The 24,007-nt window shown below is 57.5% G+C and carries 23 protein-coding genes and 1 other RNA gene; 8 read left to right on the forward strand and 16 right to left on the reverse strand.

Annotated elements, in window-relative coordinates:
• Positions 1 to 41: 41 nt before the first annotated feature.
• Genes recJ through xerD form a run of 3 tightly spaced genes read right to left on the reverse strand, consistent with a single transcriptional unit; the run spans position 42 to position 3,419 of the window.
• Complete coding sequence (gene recJ / locus L362_RS08550; protein WP_023344860.1) at positions 42 to 1,775, reverse strand: single-stranded-DNA-specific exonuclease RecJ; 1,734 nt, start codon at positions 1,773 to 1,775, stop codon at positions 42 to 44.
• Positions 1,776 to 1,780: 5 nt separating this feature from the next.
• Positions 1,781 to 2,494 (reverse strand): bifunctional protein-disulfide isomerase/oxidoreductase DsbC, encoded by a 714-nt coding sequence (gene dsbC / locus L362_RS08545; RefSeq protein WP_008499708.1) that lies wholly within the window; start codon positions 2,492 to 2,494, stop codon positions 1,781 to 1,783.
• A gap of 28 nt (positions 2,495 to 2,522) precedes the next feature.
• Positions 2,523 to 3,419: a site-specific tyrosine recombinase XerD gene (gene xerD / locus L362_RS08540; RefSeq protein WP_023344861.1), complete on the reverse strand. Its 897-nt coding sequence runs from the start codon at positions 3,417 to 3,419 to the stop codon at positions 2,523 to 2,525.
• Positions 3,420 to 3,520: 101 nt separating this feature from the next.
• Here xerD and fldB point away from each other — a divergent pair, with 101 nt between their 5' ends.
• Positions 3,521 to 4,042: a flavodoxin FldB gene (gene fldB, locus L362_RS08535; RefSeq protein ID WP_008499710.1), complete on the forward strand. Its 522-nt coding sequence runs from the start codon at positions 3,521 to 3,523 to the stop codon at positions 4,040 to 4,042.
• 6 nt (positions 4,043 to 4,048) lie between these two features.
• Here the strand turns inward: fldB and L362_RS08530 are convergent, their stop codons facing one another.
• Positions 4,049 to 4,459: a protein YgfX gene (locus tag L362_RS08530; RefSeq protein WP_021242050.1), complete on the reverse strand. Its 411-nt coding sequence runs from the start codon at positions 4,457 to 4,459 to the stop codon at positions 4,049 to 4,051.
• On the reverse strand, positions 4,440 to 4,706 hold the full coding sequence (gene sdhE, locus L362_RS08525) for an FAD assembly factor SdhE (protein ID WP_006178375.1): 267 nt from the start codon (positions 4,704 to 4,706) through the stop codon (positions 4,440 to 4,442). Before sdhE ends, L362_RS08530 begins: the two co-directional genes overlap by 20 nt.
• Before the next feature lie 294 nt (positions 4,707 to 5,000).
• Between sdhE and ygfZ the strand changes: the two genes are divergently transcribed.
• Complete coding sequence (gene ygfZ, locus L362_RS08520; RefSeq protein WP_008499712.1) at positions 5,001 to 5,981, forward strand: tRNA-modifying protein YgfZ; 981 nt, start codon at positions 5,001 to 5,003, stop codon at positions 5,979 to 5,981.
• 84 nt (positions 5,982 to 6,065) lie between these two features.
• Here ygfZ and L362_RS08515 read toward each other — a convergent pair whose 3' ends face one another.
• Entirely contained in the window at positions 6,066 to 6,725 is a 660-nt protein-coding gene (locus tag L362_RS08515) for a PAQR family membrane homeostasis protein TrhA (protein WP_021242052.1), read from the reverse strand.
• 265 nt (positions 6,726 to 6,990) lie between these two features.
• Between L362_RS08515 and L362_RS08510 the strand changes: the two genes are divergently transcribed.
• Together L362_RS08510 and bglA are read left to right on the forward strand one after the other, a co-directional pair.
• Positions 6,991 to 7,722, forward strand: a complete 732-nt coding sequence (locus L362_RS08510) for a MurR/RpiR family transcriptional regulator (protein WP_021242053.1) — start codon at positions 6,991 to 6,993, stop codon at positions 7,720 to 7,722.
• Between the two features lie 116 nt (positions 7,723 to 7,838).
• Positions 7,839 to 9,272, forward strand: coding sequence for a 6-phospho-beta-glucosidase BglA (bglA, locus tag L362_RS08505; protein ID WP_023294510.1), 1,434 nt, complete (start codon positions 7,839 to 7,841; stop codon positions 9,270 to 9,272).
• A gap of 65 nt (positions 9,273 to 9,337) precedes the next feature.
• Here bglA and L362_RS08500 read toward each other — a convergent pair whose 3' ends face one another.
• The 8 genes from L362_RS08500 to L362_RS08465 all read right to left on the reverse strand — a co-directional run bounded on the left by L362_RS08500 (position 9,338) and on the right by L362_RS08465 (position 19,371).
• A complete protein-coding gene (locus tag L362_RS08500) occupies positions 9,338 to 10,081 on the reverse strand; it encodes an SDR family oxidoreductase (RefSeq protein WP_023344862.1) in 744 nt (247 codons plus the stop codon).
• A gap of 70 nt (positions 10,082 to 10,151) precedes the next feature.
• Positions 10,152 to 13,025, reverse strand: a complete 2,874-nt coding sequence (gene gcvP / locus L362_RS08495; RefSeq protein WP_023344863.1) for an aminomethyl-transferring glycine dehydrogenase — start codon at positions 13,023 to 13,025, stop codon at positions 10,152 to 10,154.
• A gap of 127 nt (positions 13,026 to 13,152) precedes the next feature.
• Complete coding sequence (gene gcvH, locus L362_RS08490; RefSeq protein WP_008499718.1) at positions 13,153 to 13,542, reverse strand: glycine cleavage system protein GcvH; 390 nt, start codon at positions 13,540 to 13,542, stop codon at positions 13,153 to 13,155.
• Positions 13,543 to 13,565: 23 nt separating this feature from the next.
• A complete protein-coding gene (gene gcvT / locus L362_RS08485; protein ID WP_008499719.1) occupies positions 13,566 to 14,660 on the reverse strand; it encodes a glycine cleavage system aminomethyltransferase GcvT in 1,095 nt (364 codons plus the stop codon).
• A gap of 397 nt (positions 14,661 to 15,057) precedes the next feature.
• Positions 15,058 to 16,260, reverse strand: a complete 1,203-nt coding sequence (ubiI, locus tag L362_RS08480) for an FAD-dependent 2-octaprenylphenol hydroxylase (RefSeq protein ID WP_023344864.1) — start codon at positions 16,258 to 16,260, stop codon at positions 15,058 to 15,060.
• A gap of 12 nt (positions 16,261 to 16,272) precedes the next feature.
• Complete coding sequence (ubiH, locus tag L362_RS08475) at positions 16,273 to 17,451, reverse strand: 2-octaprenyl-6-methoxyphenyl hydroxylase (protein WP_023344865.1); 1,179 nt, start codon at positions 17,449 to 17,451, stop codon at positions 16,273 to 16,275.
• Positions 17,448 to 18,761, reverse strand: coding sequence for a Xaa-Pro aminopeptidase (gene pepP, locus L362_RS08470; protein ID WP_031275147.1), 1,314 nt, complete (start codon positions 18,759 to 18,761; stop codon positions 17,448 to 17,450). Before pepP ends, ubiH begins: the two co-directional genes overlap by 4 nt.
• Positions 18,762 to 18,792: 31 nt before the next feature.
• Positions 18,793 to 19,371: a YecA/YgfB family protein gene (locus L362_RS08465; RefSeq protein ID WP_025912457.1), complete on the reverse strand. Its 579-nt coding sequence runs from the start codon at positions 19,369 to 19,371 to the stop codon at positions 18,793 to 18,795.
• Positions 19,372 to 19,539: 168 nt separating this feature from the next.
• On the opposite strand from L362_RS08465, the gene zapA reads away from it, so the two are divergent.
• The 3 genes from zapA (at position 19,540) to L362_RS0123110 (ending at position 20,715) form a co-directional block, all read left to right on the forward strand.
• The gene (zapA, locus tag L362_RS08460) at positions 19,540 to 19,869 is read left to right on the forward strand and encodes a cell division protein ZapA (protein WP_006811891.1); all 330 of its coding nucleotides are present in this window, start codon (positions 19,540 to 19,542) and stop codon (positions 19,867 to 19,869) included.
• A gap of 41 nt (positions 19,870 to 19,910) precedes the next feature.
• A non-coding RNA gene (gene ssrS / locus L362_RS24025) (6S RNA) lies at positions 19,911 to 20,094 on the forward strand.
• Between the two features lie 24 nt (positions 20,095 to 20,118).
• Positions 20,119 to 20,715 (forward strand): 5-formyltetrahydrofolate cyclo-ligase, encoded by a 597-nt coding sequence (locus L362_RS0123110; RefSeq protein WP_032637857.1) that lies wholly within the window; start codon positions 20,119 to 20,121, stop codon positions 20,713 to 20,715.
• 102 nt (positions 20,716 to 20,817) lie between these two features.
• Here L362_RS0123110 and serA read toward each other — a convergent pair whose 3' ends face one another.
• Together serA and rpiA are read right to left on the reverse strand one after the other, a co-directional pair.
• Positions 20,818 to 22,050, reverse strand: a complete 1,233-nt coding sequence (gene serA, locus L362_RS08455; RefSeq protein WP_021242062.1) for a phosphoglycerate dehydrogenase — start codon at positions 22,048 to 22,050, stop codon at positions 20,818 to 20,820.
• 266 nt (positions 22,051 to 22,316) lie between these two features.
• Positions 22,317 to 22,976, reverse strand: a complete 660-nt coding sequence (rpiA, locus tag L362_RS08450; protein ID WP_003860091.1) for a ribose-5-phosphate isomerase RpiA — start codon at positions 22,974 to 22,976, stop codon at positions 22,317 to 22,319.
• Between the two features lie 127 nt (positions 22,977 to 23,103).
• On the opposite strand from rpiA, the gene argP reads away from it, so the two are divergent.
• A complete protein-coding gene (argP, locus tag L362_RS08445; protein WP_008499727.1) occupies positions 23,104 to 23,997 on the forward strand; it encodes a DNA-binding transcriptional regulator ArgP in 894 nt (297 codons plus the stop codon).
• The last annotated feature ends 10 nt before the right edge of the window (positions 23,998 to 24,007 follow it).

Consider the following 24,007-nt stretch of genomic DNA (forward strand, 5'->3'; position numbering starts at 1 on the left):
TTGTACCGAATCCACGCCCTTTTTTATAGAGATTACTGCCGCTAAATTGGCCAGATATTGTCGATGATGATCTGAAGGGTGCGGTTACCGCGAAACTCGTTGATGTCCAGTTTGTACGCCAGCTCGACCTCGCGCACGCCGTTGTCCGGCCATACCGCCGTGTCAACGTTAAAGGCAATGCCGTCCAGCAGCGGGCCGCCGCCGACCGGTTCAACCATCACCTTCAGATGACGCTCGCCGACGATGCGCTGCTGCAGCAGGCGGAAACGGCCGTCGAACAGCGGCTCCGGGAACATCTGCCCCCATGGACCGGCATCGCGGAGCATTTGCGCCACGTCCATCGTCATCTCAAGCGGTGAAAGCTCGCCATCGGACACCACTTCCCCCTGCAGCAGGGCCGGGTCAATCCAGTCGGTGACCAGCTCGCCGAACAAGCGCTGAAACTCGTCGAATTTCGCCTCTTCCAGCGACAGGCCTGCCGCCATCGCATGGCCGCCGAACTTGATCATCAGGCCCGGATACAGCGTATCGAGACGCTCCAGCGCGTCGCGCATGTGCAGACCCTGAATCGAGCGGCCTGAGCCTTTCAGCGTGCCGTCGCCCGCGGGGGCGAAGGCGATCACCGGGCGGTGGAAGCGCTCTTTAATGCGCGACGCCAGAATGCCGACCACGCCCTGATGCCACTCGGGATGGTACATTGCCAGGCCGCCCGGCAGCGTGTCGCCGCTGCGCTCCAGTTTTTCGCACAGGGTCAGCGCTTCGGCCTGCATTCCCTGCTCAATCTCTTTACGTGTCTGGTTCAGGGCGTCCAGCTCGTTGGCCAGCACGCGCGCCTCACCGAGGTTGTCGCACAGCAGCAGCGCGACGCCAACGGACATATCGTCCAGTCTTCCGGCCGCGTTCAGGCGTGGACCGAGGGCAAAGCCCAAATCGCTTGCCGCCAGCTTGAGCGGGTCGCGGTTGGCGATTTCCAGCAGCGCCTTGATCCCCGGACGGCACTTGCCTGCCCGGATACGGCTTAAGCCCTGCCAGGTCAAAATACGATTATTGGTATCGAGCGGGACCACGTCCGCGACGGTACCCAGCGCCACCAGATCGAGATATTCGGCCAGGTTCGGTACGGCAATACCGCGGGATTCGAACCAGCCCTTGTCGCGTAACAGGGTACGCAGCGCCAGCATCAGATAAAACGCCACGCCTACGCCCGCGAGGGATTTCGACGGAAAATCACAGTCGCGCAGGTTGGGGTTAATAATCGCGTCGGCGGCAGGCAGCGTTTCACCGGGGAGATGGTGATCGGTAACCAGCACCGGGATCCCCAGCGCGTGGGCATGATCGACCCCCGCATGGGAAGAGATCCCGTTATCGACGGTCATGATCATCTGCGCACCGCGGGCGTGGGCCTGATCGACCACTTCCGGGCTGAGTCCGTAGCCGTCTTCAACACGGTTCGGCACCAGATACGTGACGTTATCGCAGCCCAGCGCGCGCAGGCTGAGCACGCTCAGCGCGGTGCTTGTTGCGCCGTCGGCGTCGAAATCCCCTACTACCACAATACGCGTGTTCTCACGCAGGGCGTTGTAGAGCATTTCAGTGGCTTTTTCGATGCCGTTCAGCTGCTGCCAGGGCAGCATCCCTTTTACGCTGCGTTCAAGATCCTCAGCACGACGCACGCCGCGGCTGGCGTAGAGGCGCTTCAGCAGCGGCGGGAGATCGTCCGGCAAATCAATCGGTTCAACCGCCTCGCGGCGGCGCAATTTTATCGGGGCTTTCACGCGGATTATTTACCACTAACCTGTTTCTGGTGCGCGTCGAGGAACTCTTTCATCTCTTTTGGTCCCTGATAGCCCGGAACGACGTACCCGTTGCTCAGGACAATCGCTGGCGTACCGCTCACGCCAAACTGCACGCCCAGCGCGTAGTGGTTAGCGATATCAATGTCGCAGGAGGCCGGCTTAACGCCTTTGCCGTTCATCGCGTCGTCAAACGCTTTGTTGCGGTCTTTTGCACACCAGATGGCCTTCATGTCCTGCTCCGGCTGGCTCTGCACGCCCGCGCGCGGGAAGGCCAGGTAACGCACGGTAATACCCAGCGCGTTGTAGTCTTTCATCTCTTCATGCAGCTTGTGGCAGTAGCCGCAGGTGATATCGGTGAAGACGGTAATAACGTGTTTTTCCTGCGCCGCCTTATAGACGATCATCTCTTTTTCGAGCGCGTTCAGGTTTTTCATCAGCAGCTGGTTGGTCACGTTGACCGGCTGCGCGCCGCTCACGTCGTACATTGGCCCCTGAATAATGTGTTTGCCGTCTTCGGTGACGTACAGCACGCCGCTGTTGGTCAGTACCGTTTTCATCCCGGCGACCGGTGCTGGCTGAATATCGCTGCCGGTGACGCCAAGCTTAGCGAGCGACTGTTTGATAGCGGCGTCGTCAGCATGGGCGAAACCGGTGAATGAGGCTGCCAGCAGGGTGAACAGCGCGAAACTCTTTTTCATAGTTGATCCTGTTACAATTCGTCGGCACTCACGCACGAGGGTGGTGCTGTTGGTGTAGCTGCCGCAGGCGTTCCGTCGCGACATGGGTGTAAATTTGCGTCGTGGAAAGATCGCTATGTCCCAGCAGCATCTGCACCACGCGTAAATCCGCGCCGTGGTTGAGCAGATGCGTCGCGAAGGCATGACGCAATACGTGCGGCGATAGCTTTTCACTGTCGATACCGGCCAGTGTGGCGTAATGCTTGATGCGATGCCAGAACGTTTGCCGCGTCATCTGCTGCGCGCGCTGGCTCGGAAATAGAACGTCGATAGACGCGCCGTTGAGCAGCCACGGGCGACCGTGCTCCAGATACGTTTCCAGCCAGTAAACCGCCTCTTCGCCCAGCGGAACCAGCCTTTCCTTGTTTCCTTTACCGATGACGCGCACCACGCCCTGACGCAGGCTGATGTCGCTCATCGTCAGGCCAACCAGCTCCGAAACGCGCAGGCCGGTAGCATACAATAGCTCAAGCATCGCTTTATCGCGTAACTCCAGCGGCAGGTCAACAGCCGGTGACTGTAATAATCTCTCAACTTGTGCTTCGCTGAGATCTTTCGGCAGCCGCTGCGGGAGCTTAGGGGATGCCAGCAGCGCGCTGGGATCGTCTTCGCGGATCTTCTCACGGTAGAGATGCTGGAACAGCCGACGCATGGCGCTGAGCAAGCGCGCAGAGCTGGTGGCTTTGTAGCCCCCTTCTACACGTTCACCGAGCAGCGCCTGCAGGTCGTCGCTTTGCGCGCTCGCCAGCGAGAGCTGCCGACGGGCCAGCCACTCCACCAGCATGGTAATATCGCGCCGGTAGGCGCTGAGCGTATTCTCGGCCAGATTTTTTTCCAGCCACAGCGCGTCGAGAAACTGTTCAACGAGTGCGAGATCCTTTTCCACATCAGCCCCTTTGATTCTGCAGTCAGGCCATTATGCCTGATTGTGACCGGTTTCTGGTACACTACGCGCAAAGTCAAAGCATGAATTGAGATAGTTACGCGATGAATATTGGTCTGTTCTATGGTTCCAGCACCTGCTACACCGAAATGGCGGCAGAGAAAATTCGCGACATCATTGGCCCGGAACTGGTGACGTTGCATAACCTGAAAGATGACGCGGTCGCGCTGATGGAACAGTACGATGTACTGATCCTGGGCATCCCAACCTGGGATTTTGGTGAGATACAGGAAGACTGGGAAGCCATCTGGGATCAACTCGACTCAGTCAATCTCGACGGCAAGATCATTGCCATGTACGGCATGGGAGATCAGCTGGGTTACGGGGAATGGTTCCTGGACGCACTCGGCATGCTGCACGACAAGCTCGCGCCGAAAGGGGTGTCGTTCATCGGCTACTGGCCAACCGAAGGTTACGAGTTCACCAGTAAAAAACCGATTATTGCCGACGGCGAGCTGTTTGTTGGGCTCGCGCTGGATGAAACCAACCAGTACGATCTTAGCGATGAACGTCTGCAAACCTGGTGCGAGCAGATTCTGGGCGAAATGGCAGAAAAGTTTAGCTAACGCGCGCTACCCCTGCGTCGTCTGCTGCAACAGCATCCGGCGCAGGTCTCGCCATTCGGCAGCATCCATACTGTCAGCCGCCAGCCAAAGATGCTGGCACCGCCCGCCGTCCACCTTGCGTAACCGTAACATCATGCCGCAGTTGAGCATCCAGGGCATACCGAGAATATCCCACTCTTTACCCTGCCAGCGCAGGCGGGAATCCATCAGTAATTTAATCTCTCCCTGACGGGCATTAATGCGACGCTGGCTGCGTACGCTGTCAAAAACGACAAACGAAAGTAGCAGCAGCCACAGCGGCGTATAGCTCAGCGGCCACGGCATCAGTAACACAAAGGCCGCAACCAGGCCGTGGAGCAATAAAGACATCCACTGCGAGCGCCACGAGACGCGAAGATCAGATTGCCACAGGACCACGTTCCCGATTCCGTGTTTGAATTAATTGCACCATCCGTTGCAACTCGGTGTCGGCGGGTTTGCCGTGGTTCATCAGCCAGTTGAATAAATCCGGATCGTCAGACTCAAGCAAGCGAACAAACAGACGCTTATCGTCGTCGCTTAAGGTGTCATACTCATATTCGAAGAAAGGCATGATGGAAATATCAAGTTCACGCATGCCGCGACGGCACGCCCAGTGAATACGGGCCTTGTTGTTAATATCCATGTTCAGTTTCCTGCATTACGTTTGGCACAGTCGGTACCCCATTCGGTGTTCTTTATTTCTCTACGGGGACACCAGCTAGTGTAACGTGTTTTTGACCGTTTCATTACTGGAATATTGCGATCAACAAGCAGGCTTCCAGAATAATCCCTACAAACACAGCGGATTACACTATTTTGCGTGGCGCTACGCAGAACCGGTTTATGGCACAAATGGCCTGTTGAAAGCGCTTGCATTGCCTGCAGGCTCTTTTACCATTAGGCATTATCAAAGCGTTAAGCAATTCAGGATATCGTTATGGCCTTTACACCATTTTCTCCTCGCCAGCCCGCCGCCTCTGCGCGTCTGCCGCTGACGCTTATTTCTCTTGATGACTGGGCGCTGGCAACGCTCACCGGTGCCGACGCCGAAAAATATCTGCAGGGCCAGGTGACCGCCGACGTCAGCCAGATGACCGAACACCAGCACCTGCTGGCCGCCCATTGCGACCCAAAAGGCAAAATGTGGAGCAACCTGCGTCTGTTCCGCCGTCAGGACGGCTTTGCCTTTATTGAGCGCCGCAGCCTGCGAGACGCCCAGCTCAAAGAGCTGAAAAAATACGCGGTCTTTTCCAAAGTCACCATTGCCGCAGACGACGAACATGTCCTGCTGGGTGTGGCCGGCTTCCAGGCGCGTGCGGCGCTGAAAAACCTGTTCAGCGAACTGCCGGATGCCGAAAAGCAGCTCGTCAGCGAAGGCGCCACCTCAATCCTGTGGTTTGAACACCCGGCGGAGCGTTTCCTGTTAGTCACGGATGCGGCAACTGCCGAACGCGTGACCGAAGCGCTGCGCGGCGAAGCGCAGCTCAACAACAGCCAGCAGTGGCTGGCGCTGAACATCGAAGCGGGTCTGCCGATCATTGACGCTGCAAACAGCGCGCAGTTTATTCCTCAGGCAACGAACTTACAGGCGCTGGGCGGCATCAGCTTTAAAAAAGGCTGCTACACCGGCCAGGAGATGGTCGCACGAGCAAAATTCCGCGGGGCAAACAAACGCGCGCTGTGGACGCTGGCGGGACATGCCAGCCGCGTCCCTGAAGCGGGTGAAGATTTAGAGCTGAAGATGGGTGAAAACTGGCGCCGAACCGGCACCGTATTAGCCGCCGTACAGCTGGATGATGGACGTCTTCTGGTGCAGGCCGTTATGAACAACGACATGGAAGCTGACAGCGTGTTCCGCGTGCGTGACGATGTGAACACGCTGAGCATCGAGCCGCTGCCGTATTCACTGGAAGAGTGATGCTGTATCGCCCGGTGGCGCTGCGCTTACCGGGCCTACTTATCCCGTAGGTCGGGTAAAGCGAAGCCGCCACCCGACGAAAAACTACACCTGCCCCACATACAAATAAATCGCCAAAAAGTGGCACACGCTGCCGCCCAGCACAAAACCGTGCCAGATAGCATGGTTGTACGGAATGCGCTTGCAGACGTAGAAAATGACGCCGAGCGAATACACCACGCCGCCTAAGGCCAGAAGCGTTACGCCCCCTATCGACAGTTTGATTGCCAGCTGGTACACCACGATCAGCGACAGCCAGCCCATGGTCAGATAGGTGACCAGCGACAGCACCTTAAACCGGTGCGCGATGGTGAGCTTAAACAGGATCCCGAGCAGCGCCAGACTCCAGATAACGATCATCAGCCCGCGCGACAGCGGTGAGTTGAGCCCCACCAGCAGAAACGGCGTATAGGTACCTGCAATGAGAAGATAGATAGCGCAGTGGTCAAATTTCTTGAGCCACATCTTGGCCCGCTGATGCGGGATCGCGTGATACAGCGTCGAGGCCAGAAACAGCAGGATCATGCTCCCGCCATAGAGGCTGTAGCTGGTAATCGCCATCGCGCTGGCATTGGCGTCTACCGCCTGCACCAGCAATAACACTAAACCGACAATCCCAAACACCAGGCCAATGCCGTGGCTGATGCTGTTGGCTATTTCCTCAGCCAGCGAATATCCCTGTGCGATTAATGGTCTACTCACCATACAAAACTCCGGGAAAACAAAAGATGATTATTCATCGCATCACTATGCTAACTGAGAATGATTCCAGTGAACACCTGTTAGCTAAAATAATTTCACTTCAGGATTTATACCTAAAAATCATAGGTATAAATGAATTTTTCACCTAACATTTGTTCACGTTAAAATTTAACCATTAAGAATCAAGAGCATAAAAATGGATCCTGCCGTCTGGCCGCATGTTATGATGGATACATGAGGTCTGAATAAGAGTTATGCCACTGTGAGTATGTTCACCCACTCCGCCATTGCCAGTCTCAATAACCTGGAGATGATGGTCTACAACTATGTCATTAAAAACCGTGACAAAGTCATGTACATGACCATCCGCGAGCTGGCGGATGCGGCGGGTGTCTCGACGACCACTATCCTGCGCTTTTGCCGCAAGCTTAACTGCGAAGGCTACTCGGAGTTTCGCGTTCGCTTTAAGCTTTATCTTGAACAAAACGAGCCCCAGCAGGCGAATTTCGGTGCCAGCGAAATAATCAGCTTCTTTAAAAGCGTAAATAATGAAGAGTTCGACGCGTTATTAGATAGTGCGGTCGATATTATTTTATCGTCGGAACGCATTATATTTGTCGGCGCAGGGACATCAGGCTCGCTGGCAAAATATGGCGCACGTTTCTTTTCTAATATCGGAAAATTCAGTAACCATATTGATGACCCTTATTTCCCGGTCACCAATGACATGGCGAAAAATGCGCTGGCGATTGTGCTCTCCGTCTCGGGTGAGACCGAGGAGATCCTGCGCTTCGCCAGCCAGTTTAGCCTGCATCACTGCAAGGTGCTCTCCATTACCAGCCACGAGCACTCGCGTCTCGCAAAACTGGCGGACTTTAATCTCTCCTGGCACGTTCCCCAGACGCGTATTGCAGGCGTCTACGATATCACCACGCAAATTCCCGTCATCTATATTCTGGAATCTCTCGGCCGTAAGCTGGCGAAGAAACTTGCAGAATAAAACATCCTGTTTTTTTGATGTGACAAATCACATTATGCCCAATTTGTTATATCGTGACATTTAATTTCGCTTTGCTAGACTCGATGCCAATAAGCCATTTATTGAGAATAGCAGCGATGAAAAAATTGACCTTACCAAAAGATTTTTTATGGGGTGGCGCGGTTGCCGCTCACCAGGTTGAAGGCGGCTGGAACAAAGGCGGCAAAGGGCCAAGCATTTGCGACGTATTAACCGGCGGCGCACACGGCGTGCCCCGCGAAATCACGCAGGACGTGGTGCCGGGAAAATACTATCCCAACCATGAAGCGATTGATTTCCACGGCCATTACAAGGAAGACATCAAGCTGTTTGCCGAGATGGGCTTCAAGTGTTTCCGCACCTCCATTGCCTGGACGCGTATCTTCCCGAACGGTGACGAAACGCAGCCAAACGAAGAAGGGCTGAAGTTTTACGACGACATGTTCGATGAGCTGCTGAAATACAACATCGAACCGGTGATCACCCTCTCCCACTTCGAAATGCCGCTGCACCTAGTGAAGGAGTACGGCAGCTGGACCAACCGTAAAGTGGTCGATTTCTTTGTGCGCTTCGCGGAAGTGGTCTTTGAGCGCTACAAAAACAAGGTCAAATACTGGATGACCTTCAACGAAATCAACAACCAGCGCAACTGGCGCGCCCCGCTGTTCGGCTACTGCTGCTCGGGCGTGGTCTATACGGAACATGAAAATCCGGAAGAGACCATGTACCAGGTCCTGCACCACCAGTTTGTGGCCAGCGCCCTGGCGGTGAAAGCCGCGCGCCGCATCAACCCGGAGATGAAAGTCGGCTGCATGCTGGCGATGGTGGCGCTCTATCCGTTCTCCTGCAAACCGGAAGACGTGATGTTCGCCCAGGAATCGATGCGCGAGCGCTACGTCTTTACCGACGTCCAGCTGCGCGGCTACTACCCGTCCTACGTGCTGAACGAATGGGAGCGTCGTGGCTTCTCCATCAAAATGGAAGCGGGTGACGAGCAGATCCTGCGCGAAGGCACCTGCGACTACCTGGGCTTCAGCTACTACATGACCAACGCGGTGAAGGCGGAAGGCGGCACCGGCGATGCCATTTCCGGTTTCGAAGGCAGCGTGCCGAACCCGCACGTGAAGGCGTCCGACTGGGGCTGGCAGATTGACCCGGTGGGCCTGCGCTATTCTCTGTGCGAACTGTACGAGCGTTACCAGAAGCCGCTGTTTATCGTTGAAAACGGCTTCGGTGCCTACGACAAGGTGGAAGAAGACGGCAGCATCAACGATGACTATCGCATCGACTACCTGCGTGCCCACGTGGAGGAGATGATCAAAGCCGTCACCCACGATGGCGTCGATCTGATGGGCTATACGCCATGGGGCTGTATCGACTGCGTGTCGTTCACCACCGGCCAGTACAGCAAGCGCTACGGCTTTATCTACGTGAACAAGCACGACGATGGCACGGGCGACATGTCGCGTTCCCGCAAGAAGAGCTTCGAGTGGTATAAAGGCGTGATTGCCAGCAACGGCGAGGCGCTGTGATTTTTTGCCCGGTGGCACTGCGCTTACCGGGCCTACACGAATAGGAGGCAGGGCCGCCACCCGGCTTATTTCCCGCCCGCTAACTCGATAAAACTCCCCGTCACGTACGACGCCTTTTCGCTCAGCAGCCAGACAATCGCCTGGGCGACCTCTTCCGGCTGGCCGCCGCGCTGCATCGGCAGCAACGCTTTCACGCGATCCACTCGCCCCGGTTCTCCGCCGGAAGCATGAATATCGGTATAGATCAGGCCCGGACGGACGCAGTTGACGCGAATGCCCTGCGCCGCCACCTCCAGCGACAGCCCCGTTGTCAGCGAATCCACCGCCCCCTTGGACGCGGCGTAATCCACATATTCACCCGGTGCGCCCAGGCGGGACGCCGCGGAAGAGACATTCACTATCGCCCCGCCCTTGCCGCCATGTTTGAAGGACATGCGTTTTACCGCTTCCCGGCAGCAGAGGAAGTAGCCCGTAACGTTGGTCGCCAGGACGCGGTTAATACGCTCAGCGGAGAGATTCTCAATGGTGGATTGCTCAAACAGAATCCCCGCATTATTGACCAGCGCGCTCAGCGGCTCGCCTTCACGATCGAGGCTTTCAAACATCGCCAGCACCTGAGCTTCATCACTGATGTCTGCCCGAACGGCAAAGGCTTTACCGCCCGCCTCAACAATCTGGTTGATCACATCCGTTGCGGCCTTAATGTTGTGATGATAGTTCACCGCCACGGTGTAGCCTTCGCGGGCCAGCTGCAGCGCAGTGGCCTTCCCAATGCCCCGGCTGGCGCCGGTCACAAGTGCAATGCCCATTTTCTTCTCCCAATAAAAAAGCCGGGTGGCGGCTTCGCCTTACCCGGCCTACGTTACTACATCAGCAATGTTACTGGTATTCGCTCATCGGCACGCAGGAGCAGAACAGGTTACGGTCGCCGTAGACATCATCAAGACGCTTCACGGTCGGCCAGTATTTGTTCGCCACGCCTGCCGGGAAGACGGCCAGCTCGCGGGAATAGCCGTGGTTCCACTCGGCCACCAGCTCGTGCTGGGTGTGCGGAGCGTTGACCAGCGGGTTATCTTCCAGCGTCCACTCGCCGTCCTGCACGCGGTCAATTTCCATGCGGATGGCCAGCATCGCGTCGATAAAGCGGTCCAGCTCGGCTTTACTTTCGGACTCCGTTGGCTCCACCATCAGCGTGCCCGCAACCGGGAACGACATGGTAGGCGCGTGGAAGCCGTAGTCGATCAGGCGTTTGGCAATGTCCAGCTCGCTAATGCCGGTCTGCTCTTTCAGCGGACGAATATCGAGGATGCACTCGTGCGCCACGCGACCGTCGCGGCCGGTATAGAGCACCGGGTAGGCAGACTTCAGGCGCGTCGCAATGTAGTTGGCGTTCAGAATGGCCACCTGGCTCGCCTGCTTCAGCCCTTCCGCGCCCATCATGCGGATGTACATCCAGCTGATTGGCAGGATAGAGGCGCTACCGAACGGTGCCGCAGAGACCGCGCCCTGACGGGTCAGCATGCCTTCGATCTGCACAACGCTGTGGCCTGGGACAAACGGTGCCAGGTGCGCTTTCACGCCGATTGGGCCCATGCCCGGGCCGCCACCGCCGTGCGGGATGCAGAAGGTTTTGTGCAGGTTAAGGTGCGACACGTCCGCGCCGATAAAGCCCGGAGAGGTAATGCCCACCTGCGCGTTCATGTTCGCGCCATCGAGGTATACCTGACCGCCGAACTGGTGCACCACTTCGCACACTTCACGGATGGTCTCTTCGTACACGCCGTGGGTGGACGGATAGGTCACCATGATGCAGGAGAGCTTGTCGCCCGCCTGTTCGGCTTTCGCGCGCAGGTCAGCCAGGTCGATGTTGCCGTTCTTATCGCACGCGACCACCACGACTTCCATGCCCGCCATCTGGGCTGAAGCCGGGTTGGTGCCGTGGGCGGAGCTTGGGATCAGGCAGATATCGCGATGGCCTTCGTTGCGGCTTTCGTGATAGTGACGGATTGCCAGCAGGCCCGCATATTCACCCTGCGCGCCGGAGTTCGGCTGCATGCAGAGCGCGTCGTAACCGGTCAGCTTCACCAGCCAGTCGGAAAGCTGGTTAATCATCACGTGATAACCTTCCGCCTGCTCCGGCGGGCAGAACGGGTGCAGCTCGGAGAATTCAGGCCAGGTGATCGGGATCATCTCTGCTGCGGCGTTCAGCTTCATGGTGCAGGATCCCAGCGGGATCATCGCCTGGTTCAGCGCCAGATCCTTGCGCTCCAGAGAGTGCATGTAACGCATCATCTCGGTCTCGCTGTGGTAGCGATTGAAGACCGGGTGCGTCAGGATGGCGTCGTTACGCAGCATGCTGTCCTGAATGGAGCGGCTGTCGAGCGCAACTTCTTTGTCGAGTGCGTCAATGTCCAGACCGTGCGCGTCACCCAGCAGCACGCTGAACAGGTTCAGGATATCGTCGCGGGTGGTGCTTTCATCCAGCGTAATGCCGACGGCGTTGTGGATGTCGCTGCGCAGGTTGATCTTTGCCGCGTCCGCACGCGCCAGCACGGCGGCTTTGTCCGCCACGTCCACGCACAGGGTATCGAAGTAGTGGGCATGGCGCAGCTTAAAACCTTTTTGCTGCAGTCCGCAGGCCAGGATATCGGCCAGGCGGTGAATGCGGCTGGCAATGCGTTTCAGGCCTGCCGGGCCGTGGAACACGGCGTACAGGCTGGCGATGTTAGCCAGCAGCACCTGTGAGGTACAGATGTTAGAGTTCGCTTTCTCGCGGCGGATATGCTGCTCGCGGGTCTGCATCGCCATGCGCAGCGCGGTATTACCGGCAGCGTCTTTGGAGACGCCGATAATACGGCCAGGCATGGAACGTTTGAATTCATCTTTCGCGCCGAAGAACGCCGCGTGCGGGCCGCCGTAGCCCATCGGTACGCCGAAGCGCTGCGCAGAGCCGAATACGATATCCGCGCCCTGTTTGCCCGGCGCCGTCAGCAGCACCAGCGCCATAAAATCGGCGGCAACGCTCACAACCACCTTGCGGGATTTCAGCTCGGCAATCAGCGCGCCGTAGTCGTGAACTTCACCGGTGGTGCCCACCTGCTGCAGCAGCACGCCGAAGACGTCCTGGTGATCCAGCACTTTGTCAGCGTCATCGACGATCACGTCAAAGCCGAAGGTTTCCGCACGTGTGCGCACCACGTCCAGCGTCTGCGGATGCACGTCCGCCGCCACGAAGAAGCGGTTGGCATTTTTCAGCTTGCTCACGCGCTTCGCCATCGCCATCGCTTCGGCGGCGGCGGTCGCTTCATCGAGCAGAGACGCGGAGGCGATATCCATACCGGTCAGATCCAGCGTTACCTGCTGGAAGTTCAGCAGCGCTTCCAGGCGACCCTGGGACACTTCTGGCTGATACGGCGTATAGGCGGTGTACCAGCCCGGGTTTTCCAGCATGTTGCGCAGGATCACCGGCGGCAACTGCACGTTGGTGTAGCCCATGCCAATGTAAGACTTATAGCGCTTGTTCAGGCCGGCGATAGCCTTCAGCTCCGCCAGCGCGGCGAACTCCGTGGTGGCTTCCCCCACCTGAGGCGGCGTGGCTAGCTGGATGTCTTTTGGCACAATCTGGCCGATCAGTGCGTTTAATGAATCCGCGCCAACCGTCTTCAGCATCTCCTGCTGTTGCTGAGCATCCGGCCCAATGTGACGTTCAATGAAGGCGCCACGGTTTTCAAGCTGGCTTAAAGTCTGTGTCATGAGCGATGGTTCCTGAAACGTGCAGTGAATCGTAGTTATCTGTAACGCTGTTGCCCGGTGGCGCTAACGCTTACCGGGCCTACGTTGATCTCCAGGCCGGATAAGCGCAGCGCCATCCGGCACAACGTTATTCGTCTTCCAGTAGTGCTTCGTATGCGGTCGCATCCAGCAGCGCGGCAACCTGGGATTCGTCGCTGGCTTTGATCTTGAAGATCCAGCCGCCTTCATAAGGCTCGCTGTTGACCAGCTCCGGGGAGTCGCTCAGCGCGTCGTTGACTGCAACAATCTCACCGCTTACCGGTGCGTAGATGTCTGATGCCGCTTTTACGGACTCCGCCACGGCGCAGTCGTCGCCCGCGCTCACGGTCGTGCCCACGTCAGGCAGGTCAACAAACACCATGTCGCCCAGCAGCTCCTGCGCGTGCTCGGTGATCCCGACGGTGTAAGTGCCGTCCGCCTCTTTACGCAGCCACTCGTGTTCTTTGCTGTATTTCAGTTCTGCTGGCACATTGCTCATTGAAGTTCTCCTGATAAAAATAGTTAGGCGACCGGCTTACCGGCGCGAACAAAAATCGGTTTGGTCACGTTGACCGGCATTTCGCGGTTGCGGATTTGCACCACCGCCGTTTCGCCAATGCCCGCCGGCACGCGTGCCAGTGCAATACTGTAGCCCAGCGTCGGTGAGAAGGTTCCGCTGGTGATCACGCCTTCGCGAGGATTGCCGTCAGCATCGGTAAAACGTACAGGCAGCTCGCCGCGCAGTACGCCTTTTTCCTTCATCACCAGGCCAACCAGCTGTTCAGTGCCCTTCTCGCGCTGCATCTCCAGCGCTTCACGGCCAATAAAGTCACGGTCAGCCGGTTCCCACGCGATGGTCCAGCCCATGTTGGCGGCCAGCGGAGAGACGCCTTCGTCCATCTCCTGACCGTAGAGGTTCATGCCCGCTTCCAGACGCAGCGTATCGCGCGCGCCCAGGCCCGCAGGCTTCACGCCCGCCTCCACCAGCGCACGCCAGAAATCAGCGGCCTTTTCGTTCGGCATCGCAATTTCGTAGCCCGCTTCACCGGTGTAGCCGGTGGTGGCGATAAACAGATCCCCCGCCTGCACGCCGAAGAACGGCTTCATGCCTTCGGTGGCTTTACGTTGCTCATCGTTGAACAGAGACGCGGCTTTCGCCTGCGCGTTAGGCCCCTGCACGGCGATCAGCGACAGGTCATCACGGACGGTGATGTCGATGGCATACGGTTCGGCGTGTTGGGTGATCCAGGAGAGGTCTTTTTCGCGGGTGGCGGAGTTTACAACGAGGCGGAAGAAATCTTCGGTGAAGTAGTAGACGATAAGGTCATCAATCACGCCGCCCGAGGCATTCAGCATGCCGGTATAGAGCGCTTTACCCGGCGTCTTCAGTTTGGCGACGTCGTTTGCCAGCAGATAACGCAAAAACTCCCGGGTGCGGCTACCGCGCAGATCGACAATCGTCATGTGGGACACGTCGAACATACCGGCATCGGTGCGCACCGCGTGGTGCTCATCAATCTGCGAGCCGTAGTGCAGCGGCATCATCCAGCCGTGGAAGTCCACCATTCGGGCGCCGCACAACACGTGTTGTTCGTACAAAGGAGTCTGTTGAGCCATCTTGTCCTCGTTGAAAAATACACCGTGAAACCCGGTATCGGCCCCGCGTTCGGGCACCGACGCAAACGTTCTCTTTTACCTGAACTTACCACCGAAAACGGCGGTTAACCATAAGGCAAAACAGGTCATCACATTAGCTTATGACCAAAAAACGCTGAAAAGCCTACAGAGTTATCCACTGGAAAAATGCGATTAACCCCGCACAAAATTCACAATGATCTAACAGGATTTAGCACATGGTGATATTTCGTGCGGAAAAACGGGCCGAATTTCTGTAACGAGAAAAACACGACATTAGATTATCTAATGCGAAAAATGACGTGAAATTAGAATATTTCAAACGAGGGAATTTCCCCGGCGCAGAGGCCGGGAAAAGAAAGTGTGACAGGGGTCTACATTAACGCAGCCAGTCCGGGAGGTCGTTCAGACCCATCGCCTGACGGAGGAGTTGGGGTTTAACACCCGGAAGAGTGTCAGCAAGCTTAAGGCCGATGTCGCGCAGCAATTTCTTCGCCGGATTTGACCCGGCAAACAGCTCGCGGAAGCCCTGCATGCCCGCCAGCATCATCGCCGCGCTGTGCTTGCGGCTGCGCTCGTAGCGACGCAGGTAGAGATGCTGGCCGATATCTTTGCCTTCACGATGCAGGCGACGCAGCTCTTCTACCAGTTCCGCCGCGTCCATAAAGCCAAGGTTGACGCCCTGCCCGGCCAGCGGATGAATGGTATGCGCCGCATCCCCCACCAGCGCCAGACGGTGCGCCGCAAACTGGCGCGCGTAGCGGCCGGTTAACGGGAACACCTGGCGCTCGCTTTCAAGCGTGCACAGGCCAAGGCGGTTATCAAAGGCCACGCACAGCGCCTGGTTAAAGGCCTCCGGCGTCGCCTCATGCATCTGCTGGGCTTTTTCCGGCACCAGGGACCAGACAATTGAGCACAGGTGCGGATCGGCAAGCGGCAGGAACGCCAGTATGCCATCGTTGTGGAAAATCTGGCGCGCCACGCCGCCGTGCGGCTCTTCGGTACGGATCGTCGCGACCAGAGCATGATGGCGGTAATCCCAGTACGTCAGCGGGATATCGGCTTTATTACGCAGCCAGGAGTTGGCACCGTCAGCACCGACCACCAGACGCGCGGTCAGCATGTCGCCACTCTGCAGGGTGATAAACGCCTCGTTTTCGCCCCACGCCACCTGCTGAATCTGCGCAGGCGCAATCAGCGTCACGTCGCTGCACTGCTGTGCTTTCTGCCAGAGCGCGTGGTGGATCACCGCGTTTTCAACGATGTGCCCCAGATGGCTATAGCCCATGCTTTCATCGTCAAAAGCAATATGACCAAAGCTGTCTTTATCCCACACTTCCATGCCGTGATAGCAGCTGGCGCGGTGCGCCACAATATCTGCCCAGACGCCAAGGTGCGTCAGCAGCTTTTCGCTGGCCGCATTGATCGCCGAGACGCGGAGTTCCGGCGGCGCATCCGGTGCAATGGGCTGAGGCTGCTTTTGCTCCAGCACCGCCACGCGCAGGCCGCTGCCCTGTAATCCGCAGGCCAATGCCAGTCCAACCATTCCGCCGCCAACGATGGCGACATCAACATTTTGCACGGTGATAACTCCTTAACGCGCGACCCAACCCAGGGTCCGCTGCGCCAGCACGTCACGTGCCGGAATGAATAATTCCATCGCCATCAGCCCAAGGTTGCGACCCGCAACCAGCGGTGCCCAGCGATTGGCAAAAAGATGAACCAGACCATCGGTCACACCGATGGTGGCCTCTTTATCCGCCTGTCGGCGCTTCTGGTAATGACTCAGCACCGAATAGGCCCCACAGTCTTTTTGCTCGCCCCACGCCTGCGCCAGAGATTCGGCCAGGCTCATGACATCGCGTAAGCCAAGGTTGAAACCTTGCCCCGCGATAGGGTGCAGCGTCTGCGCGGCATTACCGACGAGCGCCAGACGATGGGAGATGGACTGAGACGCCGTAGTAAGCGAAAGCGGGTAGACCGTCCGCTTGCCGGCATGGGTAATACGCCCCAGCCGCCAGCCAAAAGCTTTCTGCAGCTCGGTACAAAAACGTTCGTCAGACCAGGCCTTCACCTCTTCAGCCTTATCCTGCGGATGGCACCAGACCAGGGAACAGCGCCCGTCCGACATCGGCAGCATCGCCAGCGGGCCATGCTGCGTAAAGCGCTCAAAGGCCCTGCCGTTGTGGTCAGCTGCGGTAGCGACGTTCGCAATGACCGCCACCTGCCCGTAAGGCTGCTGGCGCCACTCCACGCCACACTGGGTGCCGAGCGACGAGCGCGAACCGTCCGCAGCGACCAGAAGCTGGCCTTCAAGGACGGTGCCGCTTTCCAGGGTCACGCTGACCGACGCGTCACTCCGGCTCACGCTGGCCACGCGCGCGGGACAATGCAGCGTGACGCCCGGCGCGTCCTGGAGCAGGCGGAACAGACGTAATCCGACGTCGTGCAGCTCAACAACCTGACCCAGGGCATCAATCCGATAATCCTGCGCGTCCAGCGTGACAAAGCCAGCATGGCCGCGATCGCTGACGTGAACGGTCCCGATCGCCGTAGCACGGTCGGCAATCGCCTGCCAGATCCCAATGCGGGAAAGCTGCTGGCAGGTGCCCTCCGCCAGCGCAATGGCGCGGGCATCAAAACCGGGGTGGTTCGACGCCTCTGGCGCAACGGCTTCTACCAGGTGCACCGGAAGCTGGCCCTGCGTCATATGCGAAATGGCCAGCGCCAGCGTGGCCCCGGTCATGCCGCCGCCCACGATAATCACGCTCATGCGCGTGCCGCTGCCATCAGCGCCTCGATATCGTCAGCGTTTTTCACGACGCTGGCGGTCAGGTTTTCGTTACCGGTTTCGGTGATCACGATGTCGTCTTCAATACGAATGCCAATCCCGCGGTATTCTTCTGGCACGTCGGCATCCGGCGCGATGTAGAGACCCGGCTCCACGGTTAACACCATGCCCGGCTCCAGCACGCGCGAACGGTCGGCGCCGTATGCGCCAACGTCATGCACGTCCAGCCCCAGCCAGTGGCTCAGGCCGTGCATGAAATACGGTCGGTGCGCATTTTCAGCAATCAGGGTGTCGACATCTCCTTTCAGGATCCCGAGCCTGACCAGACCGGTAATCATGATGCGCACCACTTCGCCGGTCACTTCCTGCATGGAAGTCCCCGGACGATACAGTTTGAGCGCTGTCTCAAGGGATTCGAGAACAATGTCGTAAATCGCGCGCTGTGCCGGCGAGAATTTACCGTTCACCGGGAAGGTACGGGTGATGTCCCCCGCATAGCCCTGATATTCGCAACCGGCGTCAATCAGCACCAGATCGCCGTCGCGCAGCGCACTTTCGTTTTCGGTGTAGTGCAGAATGCAGCCGTTTTCCCCGCCGCCGACAATGGTGTTGTAGGAGGGATAGCGCGCGCCGTGGCGGTTAAATTCGTGGTGAATTTCGCCTTCCAGCTGGTATTCGAACATCCCGGGACGGCATTTCTCCATGGCGCGGGTGTGTGCCAGCGCGCTGATTTCGCCCGCGCGGCGCATCACATTTAGCTCTTCCTCAGACTTGAACAGGCGCATCTCATGCACCACCGGACGCCAGTCCGTCAGCGTGGCCGGTGCGGACAGGTTCTGGCGCGAGCCTTTGCGCAGCTTATCCAGCGCGGTGAAGACAATCTCATCGGCGTAGGCATATTCGCCCTGCGCGTGATAGAGCACGTCGAGGCCGTTAAGCAGCTGGTAGAGCTGCTGGTTGATTTCGCTAAACGCCAGCGCCCGGTCAACGCCCAGCTTCGCCGGCGCGGCCTCCTGGCCCAGGCGGCGGCCAAACCAGATTTCGGCCGTCAGGTCGCGCACGCGGTTGAAAATCACGCTGTGGTTGTGGGTGTCATTGCTTTTAATCAGCACCAGCACCGCTTCCGGCTCGTTAAAGCCGGTGAAGTACCAGAAATCGCTGCTCTGGCGATAGGGATATTCGCTGTCGGCGCTGCGCGTCACTTCAGGCGCAGCAAAAATTAGCGCGGCGCTGCCCGGCTGCATTTTCGCCAGCAGCGCCTGACGGCGGCGCGAATACTCTTGACTCGAGATAACCATGACACCCTCCTGTGCGTTATTTTTCTTAATGTAAGGTTGGCTTACGAACTTCCGGTGCGGTCGGCTGTGAGCGCGTAAAGTTGTCGTGGCACAGCAGTGCCGCCACGCGCACGTACTCGATGATCTCTTCGAGAGACATTTCCAGCTCTTCCTGGTCTTCGTCTTCATCGTAGCCAAGCTGGGCAATGTTGCGCAGGTCGTCGATCGCCTCACCCGCTTCGCCGGTCACTTTATCCAGTTTAGGCTGCGTGACGCCCAGCCCCAGCAGATAGTGGTTTACCCAGCCGGCCAGCGCATCGGCGCGATCGAACACGCTGACGTCGTCGCCGTCAGGCAGATAAAGCTGAAAAAGGAAGCCATCGTCTTCCAGCGAATCGCTGATGGCGGCGTGCATTTTACGCAGCGCTTCCGCCAGCTCGTGACCAAACGCCAGCCCTTCATTCGTGAGGTCGTGGATCAGCGGCTGCCAGGAGCTGTCGCTGTTTCCGCCGCACAGCATGCCACTGATCAGACCGTGCATTTCGGCAGGGGTTAAACCGACTCCCTGCTGGTTCAGTAACTGGTTTAAATCCTTGTAACCAGGCATTTCGTTCTGTATAGACATGCGCATTCGTCATCATTGGGGGGAAGTTTCATGATATGCTACCACTTTGGACCCTGGTGATACCAGAAAAGGGCTTGTATCTTCACATCAGGGTAGCTATAGTGTCGCCCCTTCGCAGCCCCCGGGGCAGTAAGCGAAGGCAGCGCAGTCAATCAGCAGGAAGGTGGCATGTCTGCACAACCCGTCGATCTCCAGATTTTTGGCCGTTCACTGCGAGTGAATTGTCCGCCTGAACAAAGGGATGCTTTGAATCAGGCTGCGGACGATTTGAATCAGCGGTTGCAAGATCTAAAAGAACGCACTAGAGTCACAAATACTGAGCAGCTGGTTTTCATCGCCGCGTTGAACATCAGCTATGAACTGACTCAGGAAAAAGCGAAGACCCGCGACTACGCGGCAAGCATGGAGCAGCGCATAAAAATGCTCCAGCAGACCATAGAACAAGCATTGCTTGATCAAGGTCGCAATCCCGAAAGACCGGGACCCAAGTTTGAATAACACTTCTCAGTTGACTATGGTAGAGTAACTGTGAAGGCAAAATTTCTCTGAGATGTTCGCAAGCGGGCCAGTCCCCTGAGCCGATATTTCATACCACAAGAATGTGGCGCTCCATGGTTGGTGAGCATGCTCGGTTCGTCCGAGAAGCCTTAAAACTATGACGACACATTCACCTTGAACCAAGGGTTCAAGGGTTACAGCCTGCGGCGGCATCTCGGAGATTCCCTCTCTTTTCTTCTACCGACTACCATGACTCAATCCCCTGAAGTTTCAGCTTCACGCCAGGACATTCGTCAGCTCATTCGTCAACGCCGTCGTGCGTTAACCCCAGAACAGCAAGCGCATTTTGCCCAGCAGGCCTCCGCCCGTATGATGGCGTATCCCCCTGTCGTGATGGCGCGCACGGTTGCCCTGTTTCTGTCGTTTGACGGCGAGTTGGACACCCAACCGCTGATAGAGCAACTCTGGCGCGCCGGGAAGAAGGTATACCTGCCGGTGCTGCACCCGTTCAGCGAAGGCAATCTGCTTTTTTTGCACTATCACCCGCACAGCGAGCTGGTGGTGAATCGTCTGAAAATCACCGAGCCGAAACTCGATGTGCGCGACGTGCTGCCGCTGTCACAGCTGGATGTGCTGATTACGCCGCTGGTGGCGTTTGATGAGCAGGGACAGCGCCTGGGAATGGGCGGTGGTTTTTACGACAGAACGCTACAAAACTGGCAGCAGTATGGGTTGCAGCCGGTAGGCTACGCGCATGATTGCCAGGGCGTGGAGGCGTTGCCGGTGGAGAAATGGGATGTGCCGTTACCGGCGGTGGTGACGCCCAGCAAAATCTGGGTCTGGTAGGATAAAGCCGGGTGGCGGCTGCGCCTTACCCGGCCTACATAAATCCTCAAACATTGTAGGTCGGGTAAGCGTCAGCGCCCCCCGACACCACAGACCGCACCATCAGTAAAGCAGACGCGCGCGAATCGTCCCCGGAATGGCCTTCATGCTCAGCAGCGCTTTCTCGGCCACATCGTCATCCGCTTCGATATCAATGACCACATAGCCCATCTGCGAGTTGGTCTGCAGATACTGCGCGGCAATGTTGACGCCCTGCTCGGCAAAGATCTGGTTGATTGCGGTGAGCACGCCTGGACGGTTTTCGTGGATGTGCAGCAGACGACGACCGCCGTGCAGCGGCAGAGACACTTCCGGGAAGTTCACCGCAGAGAGCGTAGAACCGTTGTCGGAGTATTTGCTCAGTTTCCCCGCCACTTCCAGACCGATATTCTCCTGCGCTTCCTGCGTAGACCCGCCGATGTGCGGCGTCAGGATCACGTTGTCGAACTCGCACAGCGGAGAGGTGAACGGATCGCTGTTGGTGGCGGGCTCCGTTGGGAAAACGTCGATGGCCGCCCCTGCCAGATGCTTACGCTTCAGCGCATCGCACAGCGCAGGGATATCGACCACCGTGCCGCGCGCGGCGTTAATCAGCAGTGAGCCCGGCTTCATCAACGCCAGCTCTTCTGCGCCCATCATGTTTTTGGTGGACGCGTTTTCCGGCACGTGCAGGCTTACCACGTCACTCATGTTCAGCAGGTCAGACAGGTGTTGAACCTGGGTGGCATTGCCCAGCGGCAGCTTGCTTTCGATATCGTAAAAATAGACATGCATACCGAGAGATTCCGCCAGAATCCCCAGTTGGGTACCGATGTGGCCATAGCCGATGATACCCAGTTTTTTCCCACGGGCTTCGTAGGAGCCCGCAGCCAGTTTGTTCCAGACGCCGCGGTGTGCTTTAGCGTTAGCCTCCGGAATGCCGCGCAGGAGCAGCAGCAGTTCGCCAATCACCAGCTCCGCCACGGAACGGGTGTTAGAGAACGGGGCGTTGAAGACAGGAATACCGCGTTTCGCAGCAGCATTCAGGTCAACCTGGTTGGTACCGATGCAGAAGCAGCCGATAGCCACCAGCTTTTCCGCCGCGGCAATCACATCTTCAGTCAGGTGAGTACGGGATCGCAGGCCAATGAAGTGGGCATCACGGATGGACGCTTTCAGCTCTTCGGTATCAAGCGCGCCTTTGTGAAATTCGATGTTGGTGTAACCTGCCGCACGAAGGCTATCGATTGCTTTTTGATGCACGCCCTCGACCAGCAGGAATTTAATCTTGTCTTTCTCCAGTGATACCTTTGCCATTTACCCGACCCTGTTTTTGTCTGAACTGATGTTGTGCTGGATATAAATCCGCTGTAGCCAACATATCAAAAAAAACTATTGCAGCAATATGAACGTTTGCGTCAGTACGCTGAAGGAAAGTCATACAGCGCAAAATGGCAGAGGAAAATGCTATGGAAATTTACAAACGCGGAAGGATCGGCAAAAGAGGCATAAAAACGTGACACAAGTCACCGAATTTAGCGTTTCAAAAATTTTTTAGCGGGGGGAGGACTCCCCCCGTCAGATCATTTTACGATGGTTTTCACGCCGTCAGCGGTGCCGATCAGCGCCACATCCGCGCCACGGTTGGCGAATAGCCCTACGGTCACTACGCCTGGAATGCCGTTGATGGCGTTTTCCAGCGCAATCGCGTCAAGAATTTCCAGACCGTGAACGTCGAGGATCACGTTGCCGTTGTCGGTCACTACGCCCTGACGATATTCCGGACGACCGCCCAGCTTGACCAGCTGACGGGCAACCGCGCTGCGGGCCATCGGGATCACTTCAACCGGCAGCGGGAAATTCCCCAGAATGTCCACCTGCTTGGAGGCGTCGGCGATGCAGATAAACTTGTCCGCAACGGAGGCGATGATTTTTTCACGGGTCAGCGCCGCGCCGCCGCCTTTGATCATCTGCATGTGGCCGTTGATTTCATCCGCACCATCAACGTAAATCCCCAGACGATCCACTTCGTTAAGATCGAAAACGGTAATGCCGAGGCTTTTCAGCTTTTCCGTGGAAGCATCAGAGCTGGAAACCGCGCCCTCGATCTGCCCCTTCATCGTGCCCAGCGCATCGATAAAGTGTGCCGCGGTTGATCCTGTACCGACACCGACAATGGTACCCGGCTGTACGTACTGGAGAGCGGCCCATCCTACTGCTTTTTTCAGTTCATCCTGCGTCATGATCGTTTTGCCTGTGGTGTGAAAACTCAGGGCGCATTATAGAACACGTCGAATGGAATTCGTCTGCCACAAAGGGAAAATTGTGTCATAGTGCAGAATAAGCAAAATTAAGGAGCCAGCCAGAGCAATGAAACGTCCGGACTACAGAACACTACAGGCACTTGATGCAGTTATTCGTGAACGAGGCTTTGAGCGCGCGGCGCAAAAGCTTTGCATCACGCAGTCCGCCGTCTCTCAGCGTATCAAACAGCTTGAAAACATGTTCGGCCAGCCGCTGCTGGTGCGTACCGTGCCGCCACGTCCAACAGAGCAAGGGCAAAAGCTCCTCGCTCTGCTGCGTCAGGTTGAACTGCTGGAAGACGAGTGGCTGGGTGACGAACAAACGGGCTCTACGCCGCTGCTGCTCTCTCTGGCGGTCAACGCCGACAGTCTGGCAACCTGGCTGCTGCCGGCCCTGGCGCCGGTCCTCGCGGACTCCCCTATCCGTCTGAATTTGCAGGTTGAAGACGAAACCCGCACCCAGGAACGCCTGCGTCGCGGTGAAGTGGTTGGGGCGGTCAGTATTCAGCCTCAGGCGCTGCCAAGCTGCCTTGTCGATCAGTTAGGCGCCCTGGACTACCTGTTTGTGGGTTCAAAAGCCTTTGCGGAACGCTACTTCCCCAACGGCGTCACCCGCGCGGCGCTGCTGAAAGCCCCTGCCGTGGCCTTCGACCATCTGGACGATATGCATCAGGCGTTCCTGCAGCAAAACTTCGACCTGCCGCCGGGCAGCGTGCCGTGCCATATCGTGAACTCGTCAGAAGCCTTCGTGCAACTTGCGCGCCAGGGCACCACCTGCTGCATGATCCCGCACCTGCAGATTGAGAAAGAGTTGAAAAGCGGTGAGCTGATTGACTTAACGCCGGGGCTGTATCAGCGTCGGATGCTCTACTGGCACCGTTTTGCGCCGGAAAGCCGCATGATGCGCAACGTCACTGACGCGCTGCTGGCGTACGGGCATAAGGTATTGAGACAGGATTAAAAAGAAAAGC

It is taken from the genome of Enterobacter sp. MGH 16 (genome assembly GCF_000493175.1).
Classification (GTDB): Bacteria; Pseudomonadota; Gammaproteobacteria; order Enterobacterales; family Enterobacteriaceae; genus Enterobacter; species Enterobacter roggenkampii.